A 19,773-nucleotide genomic window follows, 5' to 3' on the forward strand; every position below is an offset into this window, starting at 1 on the left:
CTGGCAAAGCCAAACGCCCTTCTTTCGAATCGTGGCCAACCTACATCCCGCGCTTGGCGAACGGTTCCGCCAGCCGCTTCACGACTACTTTCCTTTTTGGCCCCGGTCTGGTAGCCGTGGTCCGTCGCGCCGTAAAGGCAGCCTCACCGCACGGCTGGGTGGCAACGTCGTGAGTCCGGTCACGGCTACCCGGCCTCGGTGTCGGGCAGCACCTTGCCCGGGTTGAGCACCCCTTCGGGGTCGAGGGCGGCCTTGATGCGGCGCATCCACGCCAGCGCCGGGCCGTGTTCGCGCGCCATGTACTTGCGCTTGCGCAGGCCCACGCCGTGCTCGCCGGTGGCCGTGCCCCCCAGCTCAAGCGCCCGCTCCACCAGCCGGGCGCTAAAGGCCTCGGCCCGGGCGTACTCGTCCCCGGGGCGGGCGGCCACGATGGTGTGAAAGTTGCCGTCGCCCACGTGGCCCAGGATGTTGCCCTCGAGCCCCAGCTCGTCCATCAGCTCTTGGGCGTAGCGCACCATACCCGGCATCTCGGAGAGCGGCACCGCGGTGTCGGTGATCATGTAGTGCCGCCCGGGGAAGGTGTGGACCAGCGCCCAGTAGGCCTGGTGGCGCGCCTCCCACTGGGCGGTGCGTTCCTCGGCGGTGCGGGCGGCGTCGAAGCCGGTGGCCCCGGCTTCGCGCAAGAGCTCCTCGGCGAAGGCGCTCTCGGCCTGGACGGCCTCGGGGGTCGAGGAGTGGAACTCCACCAGCAGCATCGGCCGCTCGGGGTAGTTGCGGCCCAGGTGGCGGTTCACCGCGGCGATGGCGCGTTCGTCCACCAGCTCCAGCCGCGCCACCGGCAGCCCCGCGCCCATGAGCGCGAAGGCCCCCTCGGCCGCGGCCCCCACGTCCTCGAAGTAGACGCGCACGGTGTGCACCTCGGCGGGCAGGGGGGAGAGCCGGAGCCACAGCTTGGTGATGACCGCCAGCGTGCCCTCGCTGCCGATGAGCAGGTCCTTGAGGTCGTAGCCGCTCGAGCTCTTCTGCACCGGCCGGCCGAAGCGCACCACCTCACCGTCCGCCATCACCGCCTCCAGCGCCAGCACGTTCCGGCGCATCCCGCCGTAGCGCACCGTGGTGGTGCCCGAGGCGTTGGTGGCCGCCATTCCGCCCAGCGAGGCGTCGGCCCCCGGGTCCACCGGAAAGAAGAGCCCCTCGTGGCGGAGCCGCTCGTTCAGCTGCTTGCGCGTGACCCCGGCCTCGACCACGGCCAGGAAGTCGCCCGGGCGCACCTCCAGGATCCGGTTCATGCGGCCGAGGTCGAGGCTGATCGTGGGTTTCACCGGAACGAGCGCCCCCTCGATGCTCGTGCCCGCGCCGAAGGGGATGACCGCGTAGCCGTGCTCGCGGGCGAGGCGCAGGGTCCGGCTCACGTCTTCGGGGCTCTCGGCGAAGACCACCGCCTCGGGCAGGGCGGTTTCGGGGTAGCCCTCGTCGCGGCCGTGGGCCTCGAGGTCGGAGGGGCGGGTGCTGACCTTGTCTGCCGTCAGGGTTTGGATGAGGCGGTTCACCATTTGTCCCCCAGCATACGCCCTAAACTAAAGGTATGGAAAAACGGGTCTGGGTGGGCTGTTCCGGGTACTTCTACTGGGGCTGGCGCGGCCGCTTCTACCCCGAGGACGCCCCGCCCAGCCGCTGGTTCGAGTTCTACGCCCAGCGTTTCGACACCGTGGAGATGAACAGCACCTTCTACCGCTTCCCCACCGAGGCCACGGTGAAGCGCTGGCTGAAGAAAGCGCCCGAGCGGTTCCGCTTTACCGTCAAGGCGCCGCGCCGCATCACCCACATCGAGCGCATGGGCGAGCCCGCCAGCGTGACCAAGCTCTACGCGGTGCTGCGCACGCTGGGGGACCGCCTGGGGGCGGTGCTCTTCCAGCTGCCGCCCAGCCTGCACTACAGCCCCGAGAACCTGGAGCGCGTGCTCGCGCCGCTCGACGCGGGCTTCGACAACGCGCTCGAGTTCCGCCACCCCAGCTGGTGGCGCGAGGAGGTCTACCGCGCGCTGGACGCCGCGGGCGCGGTCTTCGTGAGCGTAAGCGCCCCCGACCTGCCCGACGACTACGTGGAGACGGCGGGCCGCGCCTACCTGCGGTTCCACGGGCGCACCGCCTGGTACCGGTACCGCTACACGGACGAAGAGCTGGCCGTGTGGACGCGGCGGGTGCGCGCGGGTGCGGCGGGGGTCGTCTACGCCTACTTCAACAACGACCCCGAAGCCGCCGCGCCGGACAACGCCCTCGCCTTCCGGGAAATGCTGGAGGGCGCATGAGCCGGGTCGTCTTCGAGCACTCCGCCGGGGGCGTGCTGCTGGACGACGCCTGCCGGGTGCTGCTCATCCGCACCACCAACCTGAAGGGCGAACCCGTCTGGACGCTGCCCAAGGGGCTCATCGAGCCCGGCGAGCGGCCCGAGGAGGCGGCGCTGCGCGAGGTGCGCGAGGAGACGGGCTACGCCGCCGAGATCGTGCGCAGGCTCGAGCCCAGCACCTACTGGTTCGTGCGCGAGGGAAGGAAGGTCAAGAAGCGGGTGGACTGGTTCCTCATGCGCCCGCGCGGCAAGGTGGGCGAGCACGACCGCGAGGTCAGCGGTACCGCCTGGGTGCCGCTGGACGAGGCGGCCGCGCGCCTCAGCTACAAGAGCGACCGGGCGCTGATCGAGCGGCTCGCCGTCGAGACCGGCTGCGGGCCTGCAGCGCCCTAGGGCGGCCTTGCCCCCGTTCGGAGCGCGGCCAAGCCGAAAACCGGACGTCGCAGGCGGGCGCCGGCGAGGCCCGCGGCCCTCCACCGCGACAAACGAACAGCGCCGCCCGCTTTACCGTTCCTTAACACGGCCGGAGTAGTTTGCCACCACAAACCCGAAGGGAGGAGCGCGATGAGCGAGAAAAAGACTTCTCGGCAGGGCGGGCAAGCGTTGGGGCGCCAGCTGGGCGTCTTCGTCGTGTTGGCGGTCTTGGGGGTGGCGCTGTACCTGTTCGCCCTGCCCTACCTCAGAACGGCCGCGCGTTCGGCCTCGGGTGCGACGTCCCAAGTCGTCTTGCGCATCAGCATGTCGGGATGGCAGCCCACCGAGGTCCGGGTCAAGCGCGGAGAGCCCGTGACCGTCGAAATCGTCAACCTCGACAACCGGTTCCACACGGACGGCGGCGGCTGGCACAACTTCGTCGTCGAAGCGCTGGGAATCGAAAAGCGGGTGCCCCCCAAGGGGACGCTCACCTTTACCTTCGTTCCCGAACGAGCCGGCGAGTACCTGTTTTACTGCGACATCTGCTGCGGCGGCAAGGACAACCCCTTCATGCAGGGCAAGCTCGTGGTCCTGTGAGGCCGGCGGCGTCGGGGGTCCTCGTGATGGACGGGGTGGAATCGGATGGGCACACGGAAGAGCGCACGTAAGGGGAGCGCGGGGCGCGGGCGGCTGTGGCTTGGGGCTGCGGGGCTGTTGCTGCTTTTCGCCGCCGGGGTCTACCTGGCGGTCGCCCGGCCCTTCGGCATGCCCGGCGTCGTCTGGCTCGAGGCCCACCCCCTGCTCGCCTTCGGGCTTTCCGGGGTCGCGGGCTTCGCCGACGGCCTCAACCCCTGCGCGATCACCACGTTGCTCCTCTTCATCGGGGCGTTGATGGCCGTGGTGGAGCGCGCGGCGCGGGTGGGCGAGGCCTGGCGGGCCCACCTGTACGTGTGGTCCGTCGCCGGGGCTTACATCCTCGGCATCTTTCTGCTCTACTTCGTCCTTGGCGCAGGCTTCATCGAGGTCACCAGCCTGCGGGTCTTCGGCAACACCCACGTCTTCACCCGGATTGCGGCCCTGCTGGCGGTGCTCTTGGGCCTGACCATGGTGTGGGAGTATTTCCAGCCCCATTCGCCTATCCGGCTGACGATGCCGGCCGGCCTGCACGGGCTTGCCAGGAAGTGGGGGCGCAGGACCACCGTTGCGGCGGCGTTCGTGGGCGGGGTGTTGATCGGAACCTGCACCATCCCCTGCGGCGGCGCGATGTACCTGGCGGTGGCCTCGCTCATCGGAAGCCTTCCGTCGAAGCCGTACGCGTACGGCCTTCTGCTCACCTACAACCTCGCGTTCGTCCTGCCCCTCCTGCTGCTCGTCGGCGCGAGCGGCAGCCGCACGGTGCTCAGGGAACTTTCCCGGCTGCACGTTACGCAGCGGGGGAAGGTCAAACTCGGCCTTGGCCTCTTCGTGGTCCTGGTCGGCTTGTTCGCGCTGTCGTGAGCCCGGCGCAGCCGGCGGGCGATGCGCCGGCGATCCCGGATCGAGGCCGGGGCCGGACGGGGCGAGGGCCGACGCACCGGGCCGTCCCTCCCCCGGGTGGTGGGCTAACATGGTTCCATGCGCCACCCTACGCGAAAGCTTGCCCCCGGCGAAAAACTCGGCAAGAAAGAGCTCCTTGCCATCGGCGTGGGGGGCATGATCGGGGGCGGGATCTTCTCGGTTCTCGGCATCACCGTGACCCTCTCCGGCAACGGCGCCCCCTTCGCGTTTCTGGTCGGGGCGGTGGTCGCACTGGTCGCCGGTTACTTCTTCGTGCGCCTTGCGCTGCACTTTCGCGACGACGGCGGGGTCTTCACCTACCTGCGGGGGGCCTGGCCCCGCGTTCCGGCGCTGCCCGCGCTCGCGGGTTGGATCCTCCTGGCCATGTACGTGGGCACGCTGGCGCTCTACGCGTACACCTTCGCCGCCTACGGGGCCGATCTGCTGGGCGAGCCCGGCCTGCGGCCGCTGCGCATCTTCCTGGCCCTGGGGGTGCTGGCCTTCTTCGTGCTGGTCAACCTCGAGGGCGTGCGGGCGAGCGGAACGACGGAAGACCTGATGGTCTACACCAAGCTGATCATCCTCGGCCTCTTCGCCCTCATCGGCCTGTTCCGGGCCGACTACGGGCGTTTCCTCCCGGTCTTCGACCAGGGGGTGACCGCGGTCTTCCTGGGGGCGGCGGTGATCTTCGTCGCCTTCGAGGGGTTCGAGCTCGTGGCCAACGCGGTCAAGGAGACCCGGGACCCGGAGCGGGACCTGCCCTTCGGAATCTACGGCAGCATCCTGGTCACCGCGGCCGTCTACGTGCTGCTGGCCGTCGTGGCCGTGGGCTCGCTGTCGCTCGGTGAAATCCGCGCGGCGAGCGACTACGCCCTCGCCAAGGTGGCCGAGCCCGTCCTGGGGCAGGCCGGCCGCTACCTGATCGCGCTTTCCGCCCTGCTCGCCACCAGCTCGGCCATCAACTCGACGCTCTTCGGCGCGAGCCGCATGGTGGCCGAGATGGCGCAGGAAGGCAGCCTGCCCCGGGTCTTCGCCGCGCGGGACGCCCGCGGGGTGCCCTGGCTGGGCGTGGTGGCGCTGGCCGTGGCGGCCGGAGCGTTCGCGGTGTTGGGTTCGCTCTCGCTGATCGCCGAGTTCTCCAGCCTGACCTTCCTCTTGGTGGTGCTCCTGGTGGCGCTCGCCGGGTGGCGCCTCAGGGGCGCGATCGGGGTGAACCCGTGGCTGGCCGCGCCCGGATTCGTTCTGGTCCTCGTGGTGGCCGCGACGCTGCTGGGCTACCTGGCGGTCCACCGCCCGGACGAGCTCATTGCACTGCTCGCGATCTACGCCGTGGTGGGTTTGGGGGCGCTGTATTTCGGGCGCCGTGTTCGAGCCGCCGGTTGACGGCACCGCACCGCGATCTCCGGTCGATCGGCCTCAGGCCGCGGGCTGCGGCTCGAAGAGGTCGAGGAGCGAGCGCGCCGCCCGACCGAGCAGGGGAACCCCCGCGTCCGAACCGCGGAGGACGAGCGCCAGGCCCCAGAGCATCAGCAGCCCGACAATAATCGTCACCCCGCCGAAGGCCCAGTAGCTGGACAGGGTCACGAGGTTTTCGAAGCCAAAGGTCGAGGGCGGCTTCGTAACGAAAACGAGGTACAGCACCTTTTGCAAAACGCCCTGCAGGAAGTTGTACACGGCTACGAGCAGGAAGATTTGCATGGACTGGAAGGCCAGGTAGCCGGCGCCCTGGCGCAGCATCCAGCCGAGACCCAAGAAGAGCAGCGCGAAGAAGAGGCCGTCTTCGCTTCCGCGCAGCATCTCGGAGACTCTGGAGACGGCGAACTCGTTTACCGAAGGCGTCGCGTACAGGATGAGGAGTTGGAGCAAAGGCAGGCCGATCAGCACCGCGGCCCAGAGAACCACGGCCCAGGTTCGTTCGCGTTTAGTCGTCACGATTCCCTCCCCTTCTGAAAAACTTCCTTGGTGGAGTCGAAAGGCATTCTATCAAGCAGCCGCGCGGTTCAAAGGTCAGCAAGCCGCTGGCGGTGTTCCTGCAGGCCGTGCAGGAGGTCCCCGCTTCGGCGAAGCCGCTCGGGCACGGTTTCCAGGTTGAAGTCGGCGGGCTGGAAGCCGCCCGCTTCCACCTCGTCCCACCCCAGCGGCGTGCTCACCGGCGCGCCGGGCCTGGCGCGCAGGCTGTAGGGCGCGGCGGTGTTGCGGCCGTAGCCGTTCTGGGCGTAGTCGACGAAGACGCCGCTGCCGCGGTGCGTGGCTCCGTGGGGAAGCCGCAGGAGGCCGCCCGAACGCTCGGCGAGCCTGGCAGCGAAGGCCTTGGCCCAGGCCCGCACCTCGGCGTGGGAGTAGCGGCCGGGCTCGAGCGGCACCAGCAGGTGCAGCCCCCTTCCGCCGCTCGTCTTGGGCCAGCCGACGAGCCCGAGTTCCTCGAGCTCCTTGCGCACGAAGCGCGCCGCCTCCAGCACCGCGCCGAATCCGGTGGCGTTGCCCGGGTCCAGGTCGAGCACCAGCCAGCTGGGGTGGGCGAGGTCGCGGGCGGGGCTGGCCCAGACGTGGAACTCCACCGCTGCCTGGTTGGCCAGCCAGATCAGCTGCGCCTCGTCTTCCACCAGGATCAAGGGCACCTGCCCCGTCTTGGTCCTGGGGTTGTAGGGCACGTAGGGCATCCAGTCGGGCGCGTAGTCGGGCCGCTTGCGCCGGTAGTAGCAGCCGGCGGCGATGCCGTCGGGGCACATCACCAGCGTGAGCGGCCGGCCCCGCAGGTAGGGCAGCATCACCGGCGCCACCTCGCGGTAGTAGCGCAGCAGGTCGCCCTTGGTGTAGCCGTGCTCGGGCCAGAAGACCTTGTCCAGGTTCTTGACCTCAACCCGGCGCCCCGCCAGCCCCCAGACCTCGCGCCGGGCCACGCCGCCCCCTAGACCGGCCGCCCCGCCATCATGAAGCTCGCGGTCATGCCGCCGTCCACCGGCAGCACCGCCCCGGTGATGAACGAGGCCTTGGGCGAGGCCAGAAAGAGCACGGCCTCGGCCACCTCCTCGGGCCGACCCAGCCGCCTGAGGGCGTGCAGGTCTTCCCAGTCGCGCCGGGTGGCCTCGGGGTCGGGCGCGCGGGCGATGGCCTCGAGCACCCCTTCGGTGGCGATGGCGCCCGGGGCCACCGCGTTCACGCGGACACCCAGGGGCGCCAAGTCGAGCGCCAGCGAACGGGTGAGGTTGACGAGGCCGCCCTTGGAGGCGTTGTAGGCGGCGTTCTCCTGCTCGGCAAAGAGTCCCTGCACGCTGGCCACCTGCACGATGGCCCCGCCGCGGCCCCGGGGCAGGGCGCGGGCGAAGAGGGCCGAAAGGTGCATCGGGGCGGTGAGGTTGACCTCGAGCACCCGCCGCCAGTCGTCCAGGCGCACGGTCAATGCCGAGCCCGGCGCGGAGATGGCGGCGTTGTTTACGAGCACGCTTACCTCGCCCAGCGCTTCCCGCGCCCTTGCGAAGGCGCGCTCGCGCGCCGCCTCGTCGGCCAAGTCGGCCTGCACGAAGGTTGCCCCCAGCTCGCGCGCCACCGCTTCGCCCGCCGGGTCCACGTCCACGAGCGCCAGCCGCGCCCTTTCGCGGGCGAAGGCTTCGGCAATCGCGCGGCCGATGCCGCGGGCCGCTCCGGTAACGAGCACGCCGGCGCCCTCGAACATGCCCTCAGTCTAGCGCTACGGCACAAAGTGGGCGGCGGGGCCGGGGGCCCCGCCGCACGAAAAGGCTCCGTTCAGGCGTAGCAGTCCGGACCCGGCGGGAAGATGGCGTCGATCTTCTCGATGATCTCCGGGGTCAGCTTCACTTCGACCGCGCCCAGGCTTTCCTGCAGCTGCTCGGGGGTGCGGGCGCCGGTGATGGCGCTCGAGACCTGCCCCTTCCGCAGCACCCAGGCCAGCGCCAGCTGGGTGCGGGTCACGCCCAGCTCGTCGGCCACGGCTTTCAGCTTCTTGACGCGCTCGCGGTTCTCCTCGGTGAGCAGCCGCTCGCGGAACTGCTCGTACTGCGCCAGGCGCGAGCCCTCGGGCAGGCCTTCGTCGTACTTGCCCGTGAGCACCCCCTGCCCCAGCGGGCTCCACACCACCAGCCCCATGCCGAAGCGTTCGGCCTCGGGGAGGATCTCCTTTTCCACCCGGTCGCGGTAGACCAGCGAATACTGCGGCTGCTCCACCACCGGCGCGGCCAGCCCGTTGGCGCGCGCAAAGGTCACCGCCTCGGCGATCCGCGCCGCCGGCCACTCGCTGGTGCCCCAGTAGAGGATCTTGCCCGCCTTCACCAGGTCGGAAAAAGCGGTGACGATCTCCTCCATGGGCGTCTCGGGGTCGTAGCGGTGGGCGAAGTAGAGGTCCAGGTAGTCGGTCTGCAGCCGCTTCAGGCTGCGGTCGATGGACTCGTGCACGTGCTTGCGCCCCAGGCCGCGGCCGTTGGCGTCTTCCGAGGTGGGCCAGAAGACCTTGGAGCTCATCACCAGGGTGTGCCGCGGGTAGTCCTTCAGCACCTCGCCCATCAGTTCTTCGGCCGCGCCCATTGCGTAGACGTCGGCGTTGTCGAAGAAGTTGACGCCGGCGTCGTAGGCCAGCTTGGTGATCTGCTTGATCGTCTCGAGGTCCTTCACCTGGTTGCCGTAGGTGACCCAGGCCCCCAGCGAGATCTCCGATACCTTAATGCCGTACTGCCCTAGTTTGCGGTAGTTCATGCGCACCTCCCCCTAACCAGTATAGCCCTGACTGACCGGGCGGTCACTCTTGGGCGATCCGGAGGGTGTTCGTGCAGTCGGGGCGTTCCGGCGGGTCTTGCAGCAGCTTCGCCAGGCAGGAGGGCGCAAGGTTGAACGCTGGCACCCGGCGCGCGTAGGCGGCGTAGTCGGCGCCGAACTTCAGGCGCGCCTCGCGTTCCTCGACGAGGTGGACGAGCAGCACGATCGCCAGCGCCTCGAGCGGCCAGACGAAGAGCACGAAGGCCGGCGAGCCCAGGACGAGCGCGAAGGCCAGGGGAAAGAGCATCAGCCCCAGGTGCATGGGGTGGCGCATGCAGGCGTAGGGGCCCACCGTCACGAGCCGGTTGGTCTGCATTCGGGGCAGCTCGCCCACCCGCCCGCAGCGCGCCAGCCAGCGGCCGGTGACGCGGCTGACGGTCAGCACGATCCGGAACACCCCAAAGCCCGCGAGCGCGCTGGCGAGGTGCCAGATGGGGTCGTGCCACCAGGCGGGCCAGAGGCGCAGGTCGAGCCAGACTCCGAGCCAACCGCCGCCCACCAGAAAGAGCAGCCACACCAGCGCCCGCACCGCGTTGGAGACCATACCCACAGTTTAAGCCCCCGCCGCGGCGGGGGCTGGAGGAAGGCGCGGCGGCCTACCAGACGTAGAAGAGCACGACGATGAAGAGCCAGACGGCATCCACCAGGTGCCAGTACATTCCGGCGGCCTCCAGCGTCGCGTGGTTCCTGGCGTCGGCCTTGCCGAAGAGCGCCTGCAGGTAGGCGAGGCTCAGGCCGGTGGCGCCGATGAGCACGTGCAGGCCGTGCAGGCCGACGATGATGAAGAAGGCGGCCATCCACAGGTCCTCGGTCCAGGGGAGGTGCTGGTGCGCCAGCACGAACTCGTACCCCTGGACGCCCAGGAAGACGACCCCCAGCACGATCGTGATCAGGAGGCCCAGCTTGAAGGGGCTGGCCTTGCCGTGCTTCAGGTCGTGATGGGCCGAGTGCACCACGAAGCTGGAGGAGACCAGGAAGAAGGTGTTTACGAGCGCCAGCCAGAGCGCGGGGCGTTCCTCGGGCGGAACGGCGAACCCACTCAGCCGCAGGTAGAGGTAGCCCGCAATGAGGATGGCGAAGAGCCCGATCTCGGAGGTGATGAACCAGGCCATGCCCATCCAGCCCTGGCTCTTGCCGGTGACGGTGTGGTGTTCCACCGGGTGGCTGTACTCGGGCTCGAGCGCCCAGCCCACCAGCCCCACCAGCGTCAGCAGGGCGCCCGCGAGCATCCAGCCGTTGGGCCAGTCGAAGGCGGCCATGCCGAAGAACATTACGAAGAGCGCCGTGGAGGTGAAGACGGGCCAGAACGAGGAGTTGGGGAGGTGGATCGTCTTCGGGTCCACCGGTTCGGGCTTCAGGCCCTCGCGCTCCCAGTCGTAGAGGGGGCGCTCGGAGTCGATCTTCTCGGGGAACTTGACGTCGAAGTTGTGCGCCGGCGGCGGTGAGCTGGTGGCCCACTCGAGCGTCCAGCCGCCCCAGGGGTTGGCCGGGGCCTTGGGGCCGCTCTTCAGGCTCTTGTACATCGCCCAGAGCCAGACGAGGCCGCCAATGGTGAGCACGACCGCGCCGATCGTCGAGATCTGGTTGAGCGTGACCAGCCCGGTCACGTCGGCCGGGTAGGTGTAGTAGCGGCGCGGCATGCCCAGGAAGCCCATCACGTACTGGGGCATGAAGACGAGCAGGTAGCCCACCAGGAAGAGCCAGAAGTGCAGCTTGCCCAGCCGCTCGTCGTACATGCGGCCGGTGAACTTGGGCCACCAGTAGTAGAGCCCCGCGAAGGCGCCGAAGCCCGAGCCCGCCATGAGCACGTTGTGGAAGTGGGCCACCACGAAGTAGGAGTCCTGGGCGTGGTAGTCGAAGGGCACCATCGAGAGCATCACCCCGGTGATGCCGCCGATCAGGAAGTTGAAGATGAAGCCCAGCACCCAGTAGAGCGGCGTCTTCATCACGAGCTTGCCGCCCCAGAGCGTGCCCAGCAGGTTGAAGATCTTCACGCCCGTAGGCACGGCGATCAGCGCGGTGGTAAAGGCGAAGGCGATCTGGAAGATGGCCGACTGGCCCACGGTGAACATGTGGTGCGCCCAGACGAGCATGCCCAGCAGCACGATGCCCATCTGCGCGTAGACCATGGCCTTGTAACCGAAGAGCGGTTTGCGCGCGAACGTCGAGGAGATCTCCGCGAGGATGCCCAGGTAGGGCAGCAGCATCACGTAGACCGTGGGGTGCGAGTAGAACCAGAAGAACTGCTGGAAGAGGATGGGGTCGCCGCGCAGATCCGGGTTGAAGAGGCTCAGCCCCAGCTTGACGTCGAGCAGCGTGACCAGGGTGGCGGCGGTGAGCCCCGCGAGGGTGAAGAGGTTGAGGATGCTCGCGGCGAAGACGCTCCAGACGTACATGGGCATCTTCCACAGGCTCATCCCCTTCATGCGCAGGTTGTAGATCGTGGCCACGAAGTTGGCGTTGCTGAGCAGCGAGGAGATCCCGAGGAGCAGGATGGCCGCCATGTAGAAGGCCGAACCCAGCGAGGTGGAGAGCGGGTAGTAGAAGGTCCAGCCCGCCTGGGGCACGTCGCCGAAGAAGAGCGAGACGACGACCAGCACGATGGCGAAGAGGAAGCTCCAGAAGGAGAAGGCGTTGATGCGCGGTAGGGCGACGTCGCGCTCGCCCAGCATGAGCGGGACCAGGAAGTTGCCGAAACCGGCGAGCCCGGCCTGCAGGATGAAGAAGAAGAGCATCATCGCGCCGTGCACCGTGATCATCTGGTTGAAGGCGCTGCCGGTCAGGAACTGGTTGTCGGGGTCCCAGAGCTGGATGCGGAAGAGCAGGGCGAGCACGCCCGAGATGGCGAACGAGAGGAAGGCCACGAAGGCGTACATCAGGCCGATCTTCTTATGATCGACGGTGGTGAGCAGGTCCCAGATCACCGCACCCCAAGAGGGGCGGGCGGTGCGGGCCTCGGGAGCTTGTACAGCCATCATCGTCTCCTTTAATAGCGCGGCAGCTGGGCGAAGTCGAAGCCGTCCAGCTTGAGCGAGTAGAGGTAGGCCGCGAGCGCCTCAAGGTCGGCGTCCGAGAGCTGGGTGAAGGGGGGCATCTTCGAACTTGGCTTCATCGCCGACGAATCCTGGATCCAGCGCTTGAGGTTCTCCGGGGTGTTGTCCCATACGCCCGACCCCAGCGTCGTGCGCATGCCGAAGAGGGAGAGGTCGGGTCCGATAACGCCGCGGGCGGGCGTGCCCTTGACGGCGTGGCAGGCGGCGCACTGGGCGTTGAAGAGCTGCTGGCCCCGGGCCACCCGTTCGTTCGCGGGCGCGGGGGCCTCGTAGGCCTTGAAGGCCTCGATGAAGCGCGTGTAGTCCTCGCGCTCGAGCGCGAGGATGCGGAAGCGCATGTTCGCGTGCGAGGCCCCGCAGAGCTCGGCGCAGTAGCCGTAGTAGTTCCCCGGCTTGGTGGCCATGAAGCGCAGGTAGTTGTCTTCCCCGGGCACCGCGTCGGCCTTGCCGGTCAGGCTGGGGGGCCAGAACGAGTGGATGACGTCGCCCGAGGTGATCTTGACCTCGATGGGCTGGCCGACCGGGATGACCAGTTCCCCGGCGGTGCGCAGCCCCTCGTCGGGGTACTGGAAGTCCCACCAGAACTGCCAGCCCGTGGCCTCGATCGGCAGCGAGCCCGCCACCGGACGCTTGATCTTCACCAGCGTCTGCGCGGTGAGGACGAAGAGCACCATCACGATGAGCAGCGGGATGGCCGTCCAGATGATCTCCATGCGGTCGTTGCCGTGCACCTGGGGCGGGAGCTCGTCGTCGCCCGGCTTGGCGCGGAACTTCCAGATCGTGTAGGCCAGCGCTCCGGCGACGACGCCGAAGATGATGACGGCGAAGATCAGCACCCACCAGAGCAGGCCGGTGATCTCCTGGTTTACCGGGGCGTCCGAGAGAATCGTGACGTTGTGCGCCAAGGCGGCACCCGCCAGCGACAGGTAGCCCACGCTTAATAGCATTCGCGGCATGGTCGTTCTCCTCCGTGGCTAACTCGCCATATAGGGACAAAAGCCCTCATAAAACTGCGTACCAGCCTACCGCATTTCTCATGGCGATGCCATACCCCAAATGGGTATGGCATTACCTTTGCCCGGGTCCAGGTTTCAGGGTTGGGGCAGTGCCGTAAAGTCGAAGCCTTCGACGCGCAGGCTTTCCAGGTAGGCGACGAGGGCGTTCAGGTCGTCGTCCGAGAGCTGGGCGAAGGCGGGCATGCGCACGTCCGGCTTCAGGTCGGGTGCGGCGCGGATCCAGGTGCGCAGGTTGACGGGGGTGTTGGGCAGCGAGGCCGCGCCCAGGGTGGTGCGGTTGCCGAACAGGGTCAGGTCCGGTCCCGCGGTGCCCGCCGCCTCGGTGCCGCGCACGGTGTGGCAGGAAGCGCAGAGCGATCCGAAAAGTTCGGCGCCGCGCCGCAGCTCCGGGGTTGCCGGGGGCGGCGGGGTGAAGTTCGAAGCCGCGGTCAGGAAGCGGTCGAAGGTTTCGGGCTCGAGCACGAGCACCCGCATCCGGTGCTGTCTGGCGCCGAGGCCGCACTGCTCGGTGCACAGGCCGGGGTAGTTCCCCGGCTTCTTGAAGCGGACCGTGGCGCGGGTGTTCTGGCCGGGTATGGCCGAGGCCTTCAGCCCCACCTCGGGCACGCTGAGGGCGTGAAAGGCGTCGGTCGAGGTGAAGCGCAGCTCGACGGTCGCCCCCGCGGGGAGCACCAGCTCGTTGCTGAGCCGTACCGGGGTGCCGGCGTAGTCGAAGTCCCACCAGTAGCGGTGCGCCGTCACCTTGACGCCGAAGGCGGGCTTGCCGCCGGTCGAGAAGAGCTGGATCGCACTCTGGACGCCCAGGATGCCCACCACCGCGACGAGGATGATGGGGACCGCGAACCACACCGCGTCCAGGGCGTCGCCGCCCCGGCTGGCGCGCTTGCGGCCGTAGAGGAGCGCGCCAAGGATGATGGCCACCGACACCACGGCGAAGACGGCCACCCACAGCAACAGGCGGCCGCTCTCGGTACCGGTGGGGTCGTCCGAGAAGGTGGTGGCCTGGTGGGCCCAGGCCAGGTTCAGCGCGAGCGGCGGTAAACCGTGGACGAGCGTTCGCTTCACGCTAGAAGTGTACGCTGCGGTCCACGGCCATGGCCAGGAACAGCAGCGCCAGGTAGGACATCGAGTAGAAGAACAGGCGGCGCGCCTGGGGGCGCTGGGGGTGCAGGTAGAGCATCAGGCTCTGGGCGAGCAGCACCAGGTTCAGGAAGCCCGCGGAGGCGGCGTAGATCCAGCCCATCTGCCCCAGCGTCAGCGGCATGATCGAGATCACCGCCGTCAGCACCGCGTAGAGCGCGATCTGGATCACCGTGACCCGGTCGCCGAGGACGACAGGCAGCATGGGGACGCCCACCCGGGCGTAGTCGTCCTTGATCAGCAGGGCCAGGGCCCAGAAGTGCACCGGGGTCCAGAAGAAGACGATCGCGAACAGGTACCAGGCGAGCAGGTTGAGGTCGCCGGTGACCGCGGCCCAGCCCACCAGCGGCGGGAAGGCGCCGGCCGCGCCGCCGATGACGATGTTGCTCCAGCTGCGGCGCTTGAGGTAGAGGGTGTAGATCAGGACGTAGTGCATCAGCCCCGCGAGCGAGAGCGTCGCCGCCAGCAGGTTGGCCCCCCACCAGAGCACCACGAAGGCGAAGGCGGCAAGCAGGAAGGCGAACTTGAGGGCGTCGGCCGACGAGATCCGGTTCTGCACCGTGGGCCGGCCCCGGGTGCGCTCCATCTTGGCGTCGATGTCGCGGTCGATGACCATGTTGATGGCGTTGGCGGCGCCCGCCGAGGCGTACCCGCCCAGCAGCACGACCAGCAGCAGCTTCCAGCCGGGCCAGCCGCCGGCGGCGATGAAGAGGCCCGCCAGCGCGGTGAAGAGCAGCAGGCTGATGATGCGCGGCTTGGTCAGCGCGATGTAGTGGCGCACCGAGGCGCGCGCCCCGCCCTCGTGGGGCGAAGGCTGGTGCACCTCGGTTTGTTCGGCGGCCTGGATGCCGCTCGCCAGCGCGGCCGCGGCGAAGAGCACGAAGGCGATCCAGACGGCGTCGGCGCTGAGCAGGTGGAGCATCTGCAGCGCGACGGGGGTGTTCGAGAACATGTTCCAGAGCCCGATCAGGATCTGGACGCCGAAGAGGGTGACCAGCACGACCCCGAGCTGCCGCACCCGCGGCGAGGGGCGCAGGCGGCTGACCACGCCGGTCATCAGCAGGATGTAGATGCCCACCGAGACCGCGATCAGCGGGTGCAGCACCCGCAGTTGCACGAGGAAGTGGGCCGTGGGGGAGAGGTCCTGCTTCACGCCCTCCCAAAAGCTGGGCGCGCGGAAGAGGGTGTCGGCCAGCGCGGTCACCGCGCCGCTCGCGGCGAGGGTGAAGAAAGCGAGCACGGCGATCCCCAGGGCCCAGCCCACGGCCCCCTGGTTGCGGATGCGCAGCGGCGGCCCCCCCGACGCCCAGTAGGCGGTCAGCGCCATCGCCCCCAGCAGGGTGAGGGTGATCAGCAGGTGCACGGCCATGATGACGACGCGCGCCACCGAATCGTTGTAGGCCACCAGCTGGAAGAGGACGAGGCCGCCCCCCGCCAGGGTTTCGACGATCATGGCCCACAGCGTGAAGGTGACCCCGAAGTAGGCGGGGTGGTCCTTGGCGAAGATGCGCCGCCCCCAGAAGAAGAGCAGGATCACGCCCAGGAGCGCCAGGCCGCTGCTGATGCGATGGGAAAACTCGATGATCGTCTTGACGTGTTCGATCTCGGGCAGGATCGCACCTTGGCAGGTGGGCCAGTGCTGGCCGCAGCCGTCGCCCGAGCCGGTGGCGCGGACGTAGGCGCCCCAGACGATGACGCCCAGGGTATAGACGAGCAAGCCCCACGCATAACGGGCAAACGCGAGCGGTTTCATATTCTTTCGGGCCTCCATGGAGTCTCCACGCCCATTTTGAGCACTGGGCCTAGGGCAAACGTCCCTATTGGCGCCATCTTACCCCGCCCGGCCCTTATCTGAAAAGGGCGCCTCAGACCCGCGGTCCGGCGTTTCGCACCTCTTCGCCGGCGCCGTCGGCGTACTTGGCGAAGTTTTCCTGGAACATCCGGGCCAGCTTGCGGGCGGCCTCGTCGTAGGCTCCAGGATCGGGCCAGGTTTGTTTGGGGACGAGCAGTTCGTGGGGCACCCCAGGGGCCTCGGTGGGGACCTGGAAGCCGAAGATCGGGTCTTCGACGTAGGGAACGTCGTCGAGCTTGCCCTCGAGCGCCGCGCTGAGGAGCGCCCGGGTGTGCGCGAGCGCCATCCGCTTGCCCACGCCGTAGGGCCCGCCGGTCCAGCCGGTGTTTACCATCCAGACGCGGGGGCCGAACTTCTGGATCCGGTCGCGCAGCATCTCGGCGTAGCGCGCCGGGTGCAGCGGCAGGAAGGGCGCGCCGAAGCAGGCCGAGAAGGTGGCCACGGGCTCGGTGACGCCGCGTTCGGTGCCGGCTACCTTGGCGGTGTAGCCGCTGATGAAGTAGTACATCGCCTGCTCCGGGGTGAGCCGCGCGATCGGCGGCAGCACGCCGAAGGCGTCGGCCGAGAGGAAGAAGATGTTCTCGGGGTGGGGCCCCATGCTGCTGGTGACGACGTTGTCCAGGTGGGCGAGCGGGTAGGAGGAGCGGGTGTTCTCGGTCTTGGAACCGTCGTCGAACTCGGGCCTGCGGCTGCTCGGGTTCACCACGACGTTCTCGAGGATGCTTTCGAACATCATCGTGGCCCGGTAGACGAGCGGCTCGGATTCGGGGGTGAGGTTAATCACCTTCGCGTAGCAGCCGCCTTCGAAGTTGAAGACGCCTTCTTCCGACCAGCCGTGTTCGTCGTCGCCGATCAAAGGGCGGTCGGGATCGGTGGAGAGGGTGGTCTTGCCCGTGCCCGAGAGGCCGAAGAAGATCGCGGCGTCGCCGCGGCGGCCCAGGTTGGCTGAGCAGTGCATCGAGAGCACGCCCTGCTTGGGCATCAGGTAGTTGAGCACCGAGAAGATCGACTTCTTGATCTCCCCGCCGTAGTGGGTGCCGCCGATGAGCACGATGCGCTTGGCGAAATGCACGAGCACGAAGACCTCGCTGCGGGTGCCGTCGCGCTCGGGCACCGCCTTGAAGCTGGGCGCGTGCACCACCGTGAACTCGGGCATGAAGGGTTCGATCTCGTCGTCGCGCTGGAAGCGCCGCGGCAGGATGAACATGTTGCGGGCGAAGTGAGCGTGCCAGGGGCTCTCGGTGATCACCCGCACGGCCAGGCGGTGCTTGGGGTTGGCGCCGGCGTAGAGGTCCTGTACGTAGAGGTCGCGCTCCGAAAGGTGCGCCGCCACGCGTTCGTACAGGTCGTCGAAGGCCTCGGGCGCGAAGGGCTGGTTGACCTCGCCCCACCAGATGTCCGCGTCGCTGCTGGGTTCGCGGACGATGAACTTGTCCCGCGGACTGCGTCCGGTGTAGGGGGTGGTGTCGACCACGAGCGGGCCCTTGTGGGCGAGCTGGCCCTGCTGTCTGGCCAGCGCGTGCTCGACCAGCACGGGGGTGGGGGTGTCCCAGAAAACCTGACCCTTGGGGTGAATGCCGTGAACCCGTAAATCGCGCATCGTCGCCTCCCGGCCCGCGTGGGCCTACCCTTTTATACCGCGATTTTCAAGGGACAAAACCCCGTTTTGCGCCTCAGCCGGCGAGAAAGCGCAACACCCAGGCGGCGGCCAGGTAGCCGACGGCCGTCAGGCTTCCGGTCCAGATCCAGGCGGCGAGGGCCGAGACCAGGAGGTAGGCGGGCGCCGGCAGGCGGGCCGCGCCCATCAGGAACGGGGTGAGGGTGCGCACCACCGGCAACCAGGGGGCGAGAAGCACCGCCCAAGCGCCGAAGCGGCCCAGGAAGCGCCGGGCGCGGCGAAGCCGGTCGGGGTCGACGCGCCGTTCCAGCCCCGGCCCCAGCTTGCGCCCCCAGAAGTACCCCGCCCACTGCCCCAGCGTGGTCGCCGCCGCCAGCGCCAGCCACAGCGGGAGCGGGTCCACCGCACCGGTGCTGGCCAGCGCCCCCAGCGCCAGCACCAGGCTGTCGCCCCCGGGCACGAAGAGGCCGAAGAGGGCGGCGGTCTCGAGGAAGAGGAGCAGCGCCCCGCCCGCGAGCGAGGCCTGCCGGGCCAGCTCGACGACGTTCATGCCGCAAAGAGGTAGCGAACGTAGACGAGGTAGACGAGCAGCAGCACCGCGCCTTCGCGGCGCCCCAGCCGCAGACCGGTGTAGAGGAAGGGCCAGGCGAGCAGCACCAGGCCGAGCATCACCGAGAGGTCCACCACGATGCCGGGGCCGTCGGGCTGGATGGGCCGCACCATGGCGGTAATGCCGAGGATGGCGAAGACGTTGAAGATGTTGGATCCCACGAGGTTCCCGAGCACGAGTTCCGACTCCCCCTTGCGCGCGGCCACGAGCGCGCTGGCCAGCTCGGGCAGGCTCGTACCCAGGGCCACGACGGTCAGGCCCACCACCCGGTCGGAAACGCCCCAGGCGCGCGCCAGCGTGGCCGCGCCCTCCACCAGCGCCGAGGCCCCCACGGTGAGGAGCGCCACCCCTGCGGCGATGCCGAGCAGCGAGATCCAGGCCGCGGGACCGGTGCGGGCGTACTCGGCGGCGAATTCGGCCTCGACGTCGGGAACCTCTTCCTTTTCCCGCAGTAGGTAGGTCAGGTAGGCGAGCAGCCCCGCGAAGAGCAGGACGCCTTCGACGCGGCCGATCCAGCCGTCGGCGATCACGAAGTAGAGCACCAGGCTGACGATCAGCAGGAACGGCATTTCCCGGCGGATGAAGCGGGCTTTGGTGCGCAGGGGGTGCACCAAGGCCGCCAGCCCCAGCACCAGCGAGAGGTTGGCGATGTTCGAGCCCACCACGTTGCCGTAGGCCACCTGGGGGTTCCCGCCTAGGGCGGCGGCCAGCGTGGCCGCCAGCTCGGGGGCGCTGGTGCCGAAGGCCACGACGGTGAGGCCGACCACGAGCGGACTCATGCCGATCCGTCGCGCCAGCGCCACCGCGTGGCGCACCAGCAGCTCGCCCCCGAAGTAGAGCAGGGCCACACCGAGGATTACCCAGAGCCAGGCCACGACATCAAGGCTAACACCCCCGCGGCCCGACCGGCGGGTGCGGCTGCGGGAAGCGGCGGAGAACGCGTTTGACACGCAGCGGACGCGCTCTTATAATTTTGGAGCCAAACGGGCCGTTAGCTCAGTTTGGTAGAGCAACCGACTTTTAATCGGTTGGTCGTAGGTTCGAGTCCTACACGGCCCACCAGGTAGGGACGGGGCAACCCCCCGTCCGCTTTCTTTTGCTGACCCCGGTGACCCCGATTGGGGTCGGGGCGGGCCTTCGCGGGCGCGCAACCGTCAAAGGGTCGGGGCGGTGCGCTGCGCGATCTTCCGGAGGTCGTTGCGGATCTCCAGCAGGATCACCAGTGTGCCAAAGACGACGACGTCGAAGAGCAGGGCGAGCAGGAGCCCGAACACCAGCCCAAGGAAGCTCGGCCCGACGGCGTAACCCTGCAGCGCCCCCAGGATCAGGACGACCCACATCATGATTTCGATCAGGATCTCGTACGCGTTCGCTACCAGCCGTATCATCCGGTTCACCTCCGTCGAAGGCGGCTCGGGCAG

The 19,773-nt window shown here is 68.7% G+C and carries 19 protein-coding genes and 1 tRNA gene; 6 read left to right on the forward strand and 14 right to left on the reverse strand.

Annotated features, from left to right (window positions below; genetic code table 11):
* Positions 1–185: 185 nt before the first annotated feature.
* A complete protein-coding gene (locus OCEPR_RS02380; protein WP_013457109.1) occupies positions 186–1,553 on the reverse strand; it encodes an FAD-binding oxidoreductase in 1,368 nt (455 codons plus the stop codon).
* Between the two features lie 32 nt (positions 1,554–1,585).
* Between OCEPR_RS02380 and OCEPR_RS02385 the strand changes: the two genes are divergently transcribed.
* The 5 genes from OCEPR_RS02385 (at position 1,586) to OCEPR_RS02405 (ending at position 5,679) form a co-directional block, all read left to right on the forward strand.
* Positions 1,586–2,308, forward strand: a complete 723-nt coding sequence (locus OCEPR_RS02385; RefSeq protein WP_013457110.1) for a DUF72 domain-containing protein — start codon at positions 1,586–1,588, stop codon at positions 2,306–2,308.
* The gene (locus OCEPR_RS02390; RefSeq protein WP_013457111.1) at positions 2,305–2,739 is read left to right on the forward strand and encodes an NUDIX hydrolase; all 435 of its coding nucleotides are present in this window, start codon (positions 2,305–2,307) and stop codon (positions 2,737–2,739) included. Before OCEPR_RS02385 ends, OCEPR_RS02390 begins: the two co-directional genes overlap by 4 nt.
* Before the next feature lie 171 nt (positions 2,740–2,910).
* Positions 2,911–3,357: a cupredoxin domain-containing protein gene (locus tag OCEPR_RS02395; protein WP_013457112.1), complete on the forward strand. Its 447-nt coding sequence runs from the start codon at positions 2,911–2,913 to the stop codon at positions 3,355–3,357.
* Between the two features lie 45 nt (positions 3,358–3,402).
* Entirely contained in the window at positions 3,403–4,257 is an 855-nt protein-coding gene (locus OCEPR_RS02400) for a cytochrome c biogenesis protein CcdA (RefSeq protein ID WP_013457113.1), read from the forward strand.
* A 117-nt stretch (positions 4,258–4,374) separates the two neighbouring features.
* A complete protein-coding gene (locus OCEPR_RS02405; protein ID WP_013457114.1) occupies positions 4,375–5,679 on the forward strand; it encodes an APC family permease in 1,305 nt (434 codons plus the stop codon).
* A 33-nt stretch (positions 5,680–5,712) separates the two neighbouring features.
* On the opposite strand, the gene OCEPR_RS02410 is transcribed toward OCEPR_RS02405, so the two are convergent.
* The 12 genes from OCEPR_RS02410 to OCEPR_RS02465 all read right to left on the reverse strand — a co-directional run bounded on the left by OCEPR_RS02410 (position 5,713) and on the right by OCEPR_RS02465 (position 19,227).
* Positions 5,713–6,228: a hypothetical protein gene (locus OCEPR_RS02410; protein ID WP_013457115.1), complete on the reverse strand. Its 516-nt coding sequence runs from the start codon at positions 6,226–6,228 to the stop codon at positions 5,713–5,715.
* Positions 6,229–6,296: 68 nt separating this feature from the next.
* On the reverse strand, positions 6,297–7,196 hold the full coding sequence (ligD, locus tag OCEPR_RS02415; RefSeq protein WP_013457116.1) for a non-homologous end-joining DNA ligase: 900 nt from the start codon (positions 7,194–7,196) through the stop codon (positions 6,297–6,299).
* A gap of 8 nt (positions 7,197–7,204) precedes the next feature.
* A complete protein-coding gene (locus OCEPR_RS02420) occupies positions 7,205–7,969 on the reverse strand; it encodes an SDR family NAD(P)-dependent oxidoreductase (RefSeq protein WP_013457117.1) in 765 nt (254 codons plus the stop codon).
* 71 nt (positions 7,970–8,040) lie between these two features.
* Positions 8,041–9,003: an aldo/keto reductase family protein gene (locus OCEPR_RS02425; protein ID WP_013457118.1), complete on the reverse strand. Its 963-nt coding sequence runs from the start codon at positions 9,001–9,003 to the stop codon at positions 8,041–8,043.
* A 43-nt stretch (positions 9,004–9,046) separates the two neighbouring features.
* A complete protein-coding gene (locus tag OCEPR_RS02430; RefSeq protein WP_013457119.1) occupies positions 9,047–9,607 on the reverse strand; it encodes a methyltransferase family protein in 561 nt (186 codons plus the stop codon).
* Positions 9,608–9,659: 52 nt separating this feature from the next.
* On the reverse strand, positions 9,660–12,038 hold the full coding sequence (locus OCEPR_RS02435; protein WP_013457120.1) for a cbb3-type cytochrome c oxidase subunit I: 2,379 nt from the start codon (positions 12,036–12,038) through the stop codon (positions 9,660–9,662).
* Between the two features lie 11 nt (positions 12,039–12,049).
* The gene (coxB, locus tag OCEPR_RS02440) at positions 12,050–13,072 is read right to left on the reverse strand and encodes a cytochrome c oxidase subunit II (RefSeq protein WP_013457121.1); all 1,023 of its coding nucleotides are present in this window, start codon (positions 13,070–13,072) and stop codon (positions 12,050–12,052) included.
* 135 nt (positions 13,073–13,207) lie between these two features.
* Positions 13,208–14,197, reverse strand: coding sequence for a c-type cytochrome (locus tag OCEPR_RS02445; protein ID WP_013457122.1), 990 nt, complete (start codon positions 14,195–14,197; stop codon positions 13,208–13,210).
* A gap of 1 nt (position 14,198) precedes the next feature.
* Positions 14,199–16,025 (reverse strand): heme o synthase, encoded by a 1,827-nt coding sequence (locus OCEPR_RS02450; RefSeq protein WP_013457123.1) that lies wholly within the window; start codon positions 16,023–16,025, stop codon positions 14,199–14,201.
* Positions 16,026–16,137: 112 nt separating this feature from the next.
* Positions 16,138–17,724, reverse strand: coding sequence for a phosphoenolpyruvate carboxykinase (ATP) (pckA, locus tag OCEPR_RS02455; protein WP_013457124.1), 1,587 nt, complete (start codon positions 17,722–17,724; stop codon positions 16,138–16,140).
* 73 nt (positions 17,725–17,797) lie between these two features.
* Positions 17,798–18,292: a DedA family protein gene (locus OCEPR_RS02460; protein ID WP_013457125.1), complete on the reverse strand. Its 495-nt coding sequence runs from the start codon at positions 18,290–18,292 to the stop codon at positions 17,798–17,800.
* Positions 18,289–19,227, reverse strand: a complete 939-nt coding sequence (locus OCEPR_RS02465; protein WP_013457126.1) for a calcium/sodium antiporter — start codon at positions 19,225–19,227, stop codon at positions 18,289–18,291. Before OCEPR_RS02465 ends, OCEPR_RS02460 begins: the two co-directional genes overlap by 4 nt.
* 110 nt (positions 19,228–19,337) lie before the next feature.
* Here OCEPR_RS02465 and OCEPR_RS02470 point away from each other — a divergent pair.
* A tRNA-Lys gene (locus OCEPR_RS02470) sits at positions 19,338–19,414 on the forward strand.
* A 92-nt stretch (positions 19,415–19,506) separates the two neighbouring features.
* On the opposite strand, the gene OCEPR_RS02475 is transcribed toward OCEPR_RS02470, so the two are convergent.
* Positions 19,507–19,740, reverse strand: coding sequence for a hypothetical protein (locus OCEPR_RS02475; protein ID WP_013457127.1), 234 nt, complete (start codon positions 19,738–19,740; stop codon positions 19,507–19,509).
* Between the last annotated feature and the right edge of the window lie 33 nt (positions 19,741–19,773).

The organism is Oceanithermus profundus DSM 14977, from assembly GCF_000183745.1.
Taxonomy (GTDB): Bacteria; Deinococcota; Deinococci; order Deinococcales; family Marinithermaceae; genus Oceanithermus; species Oceanithermus profundus.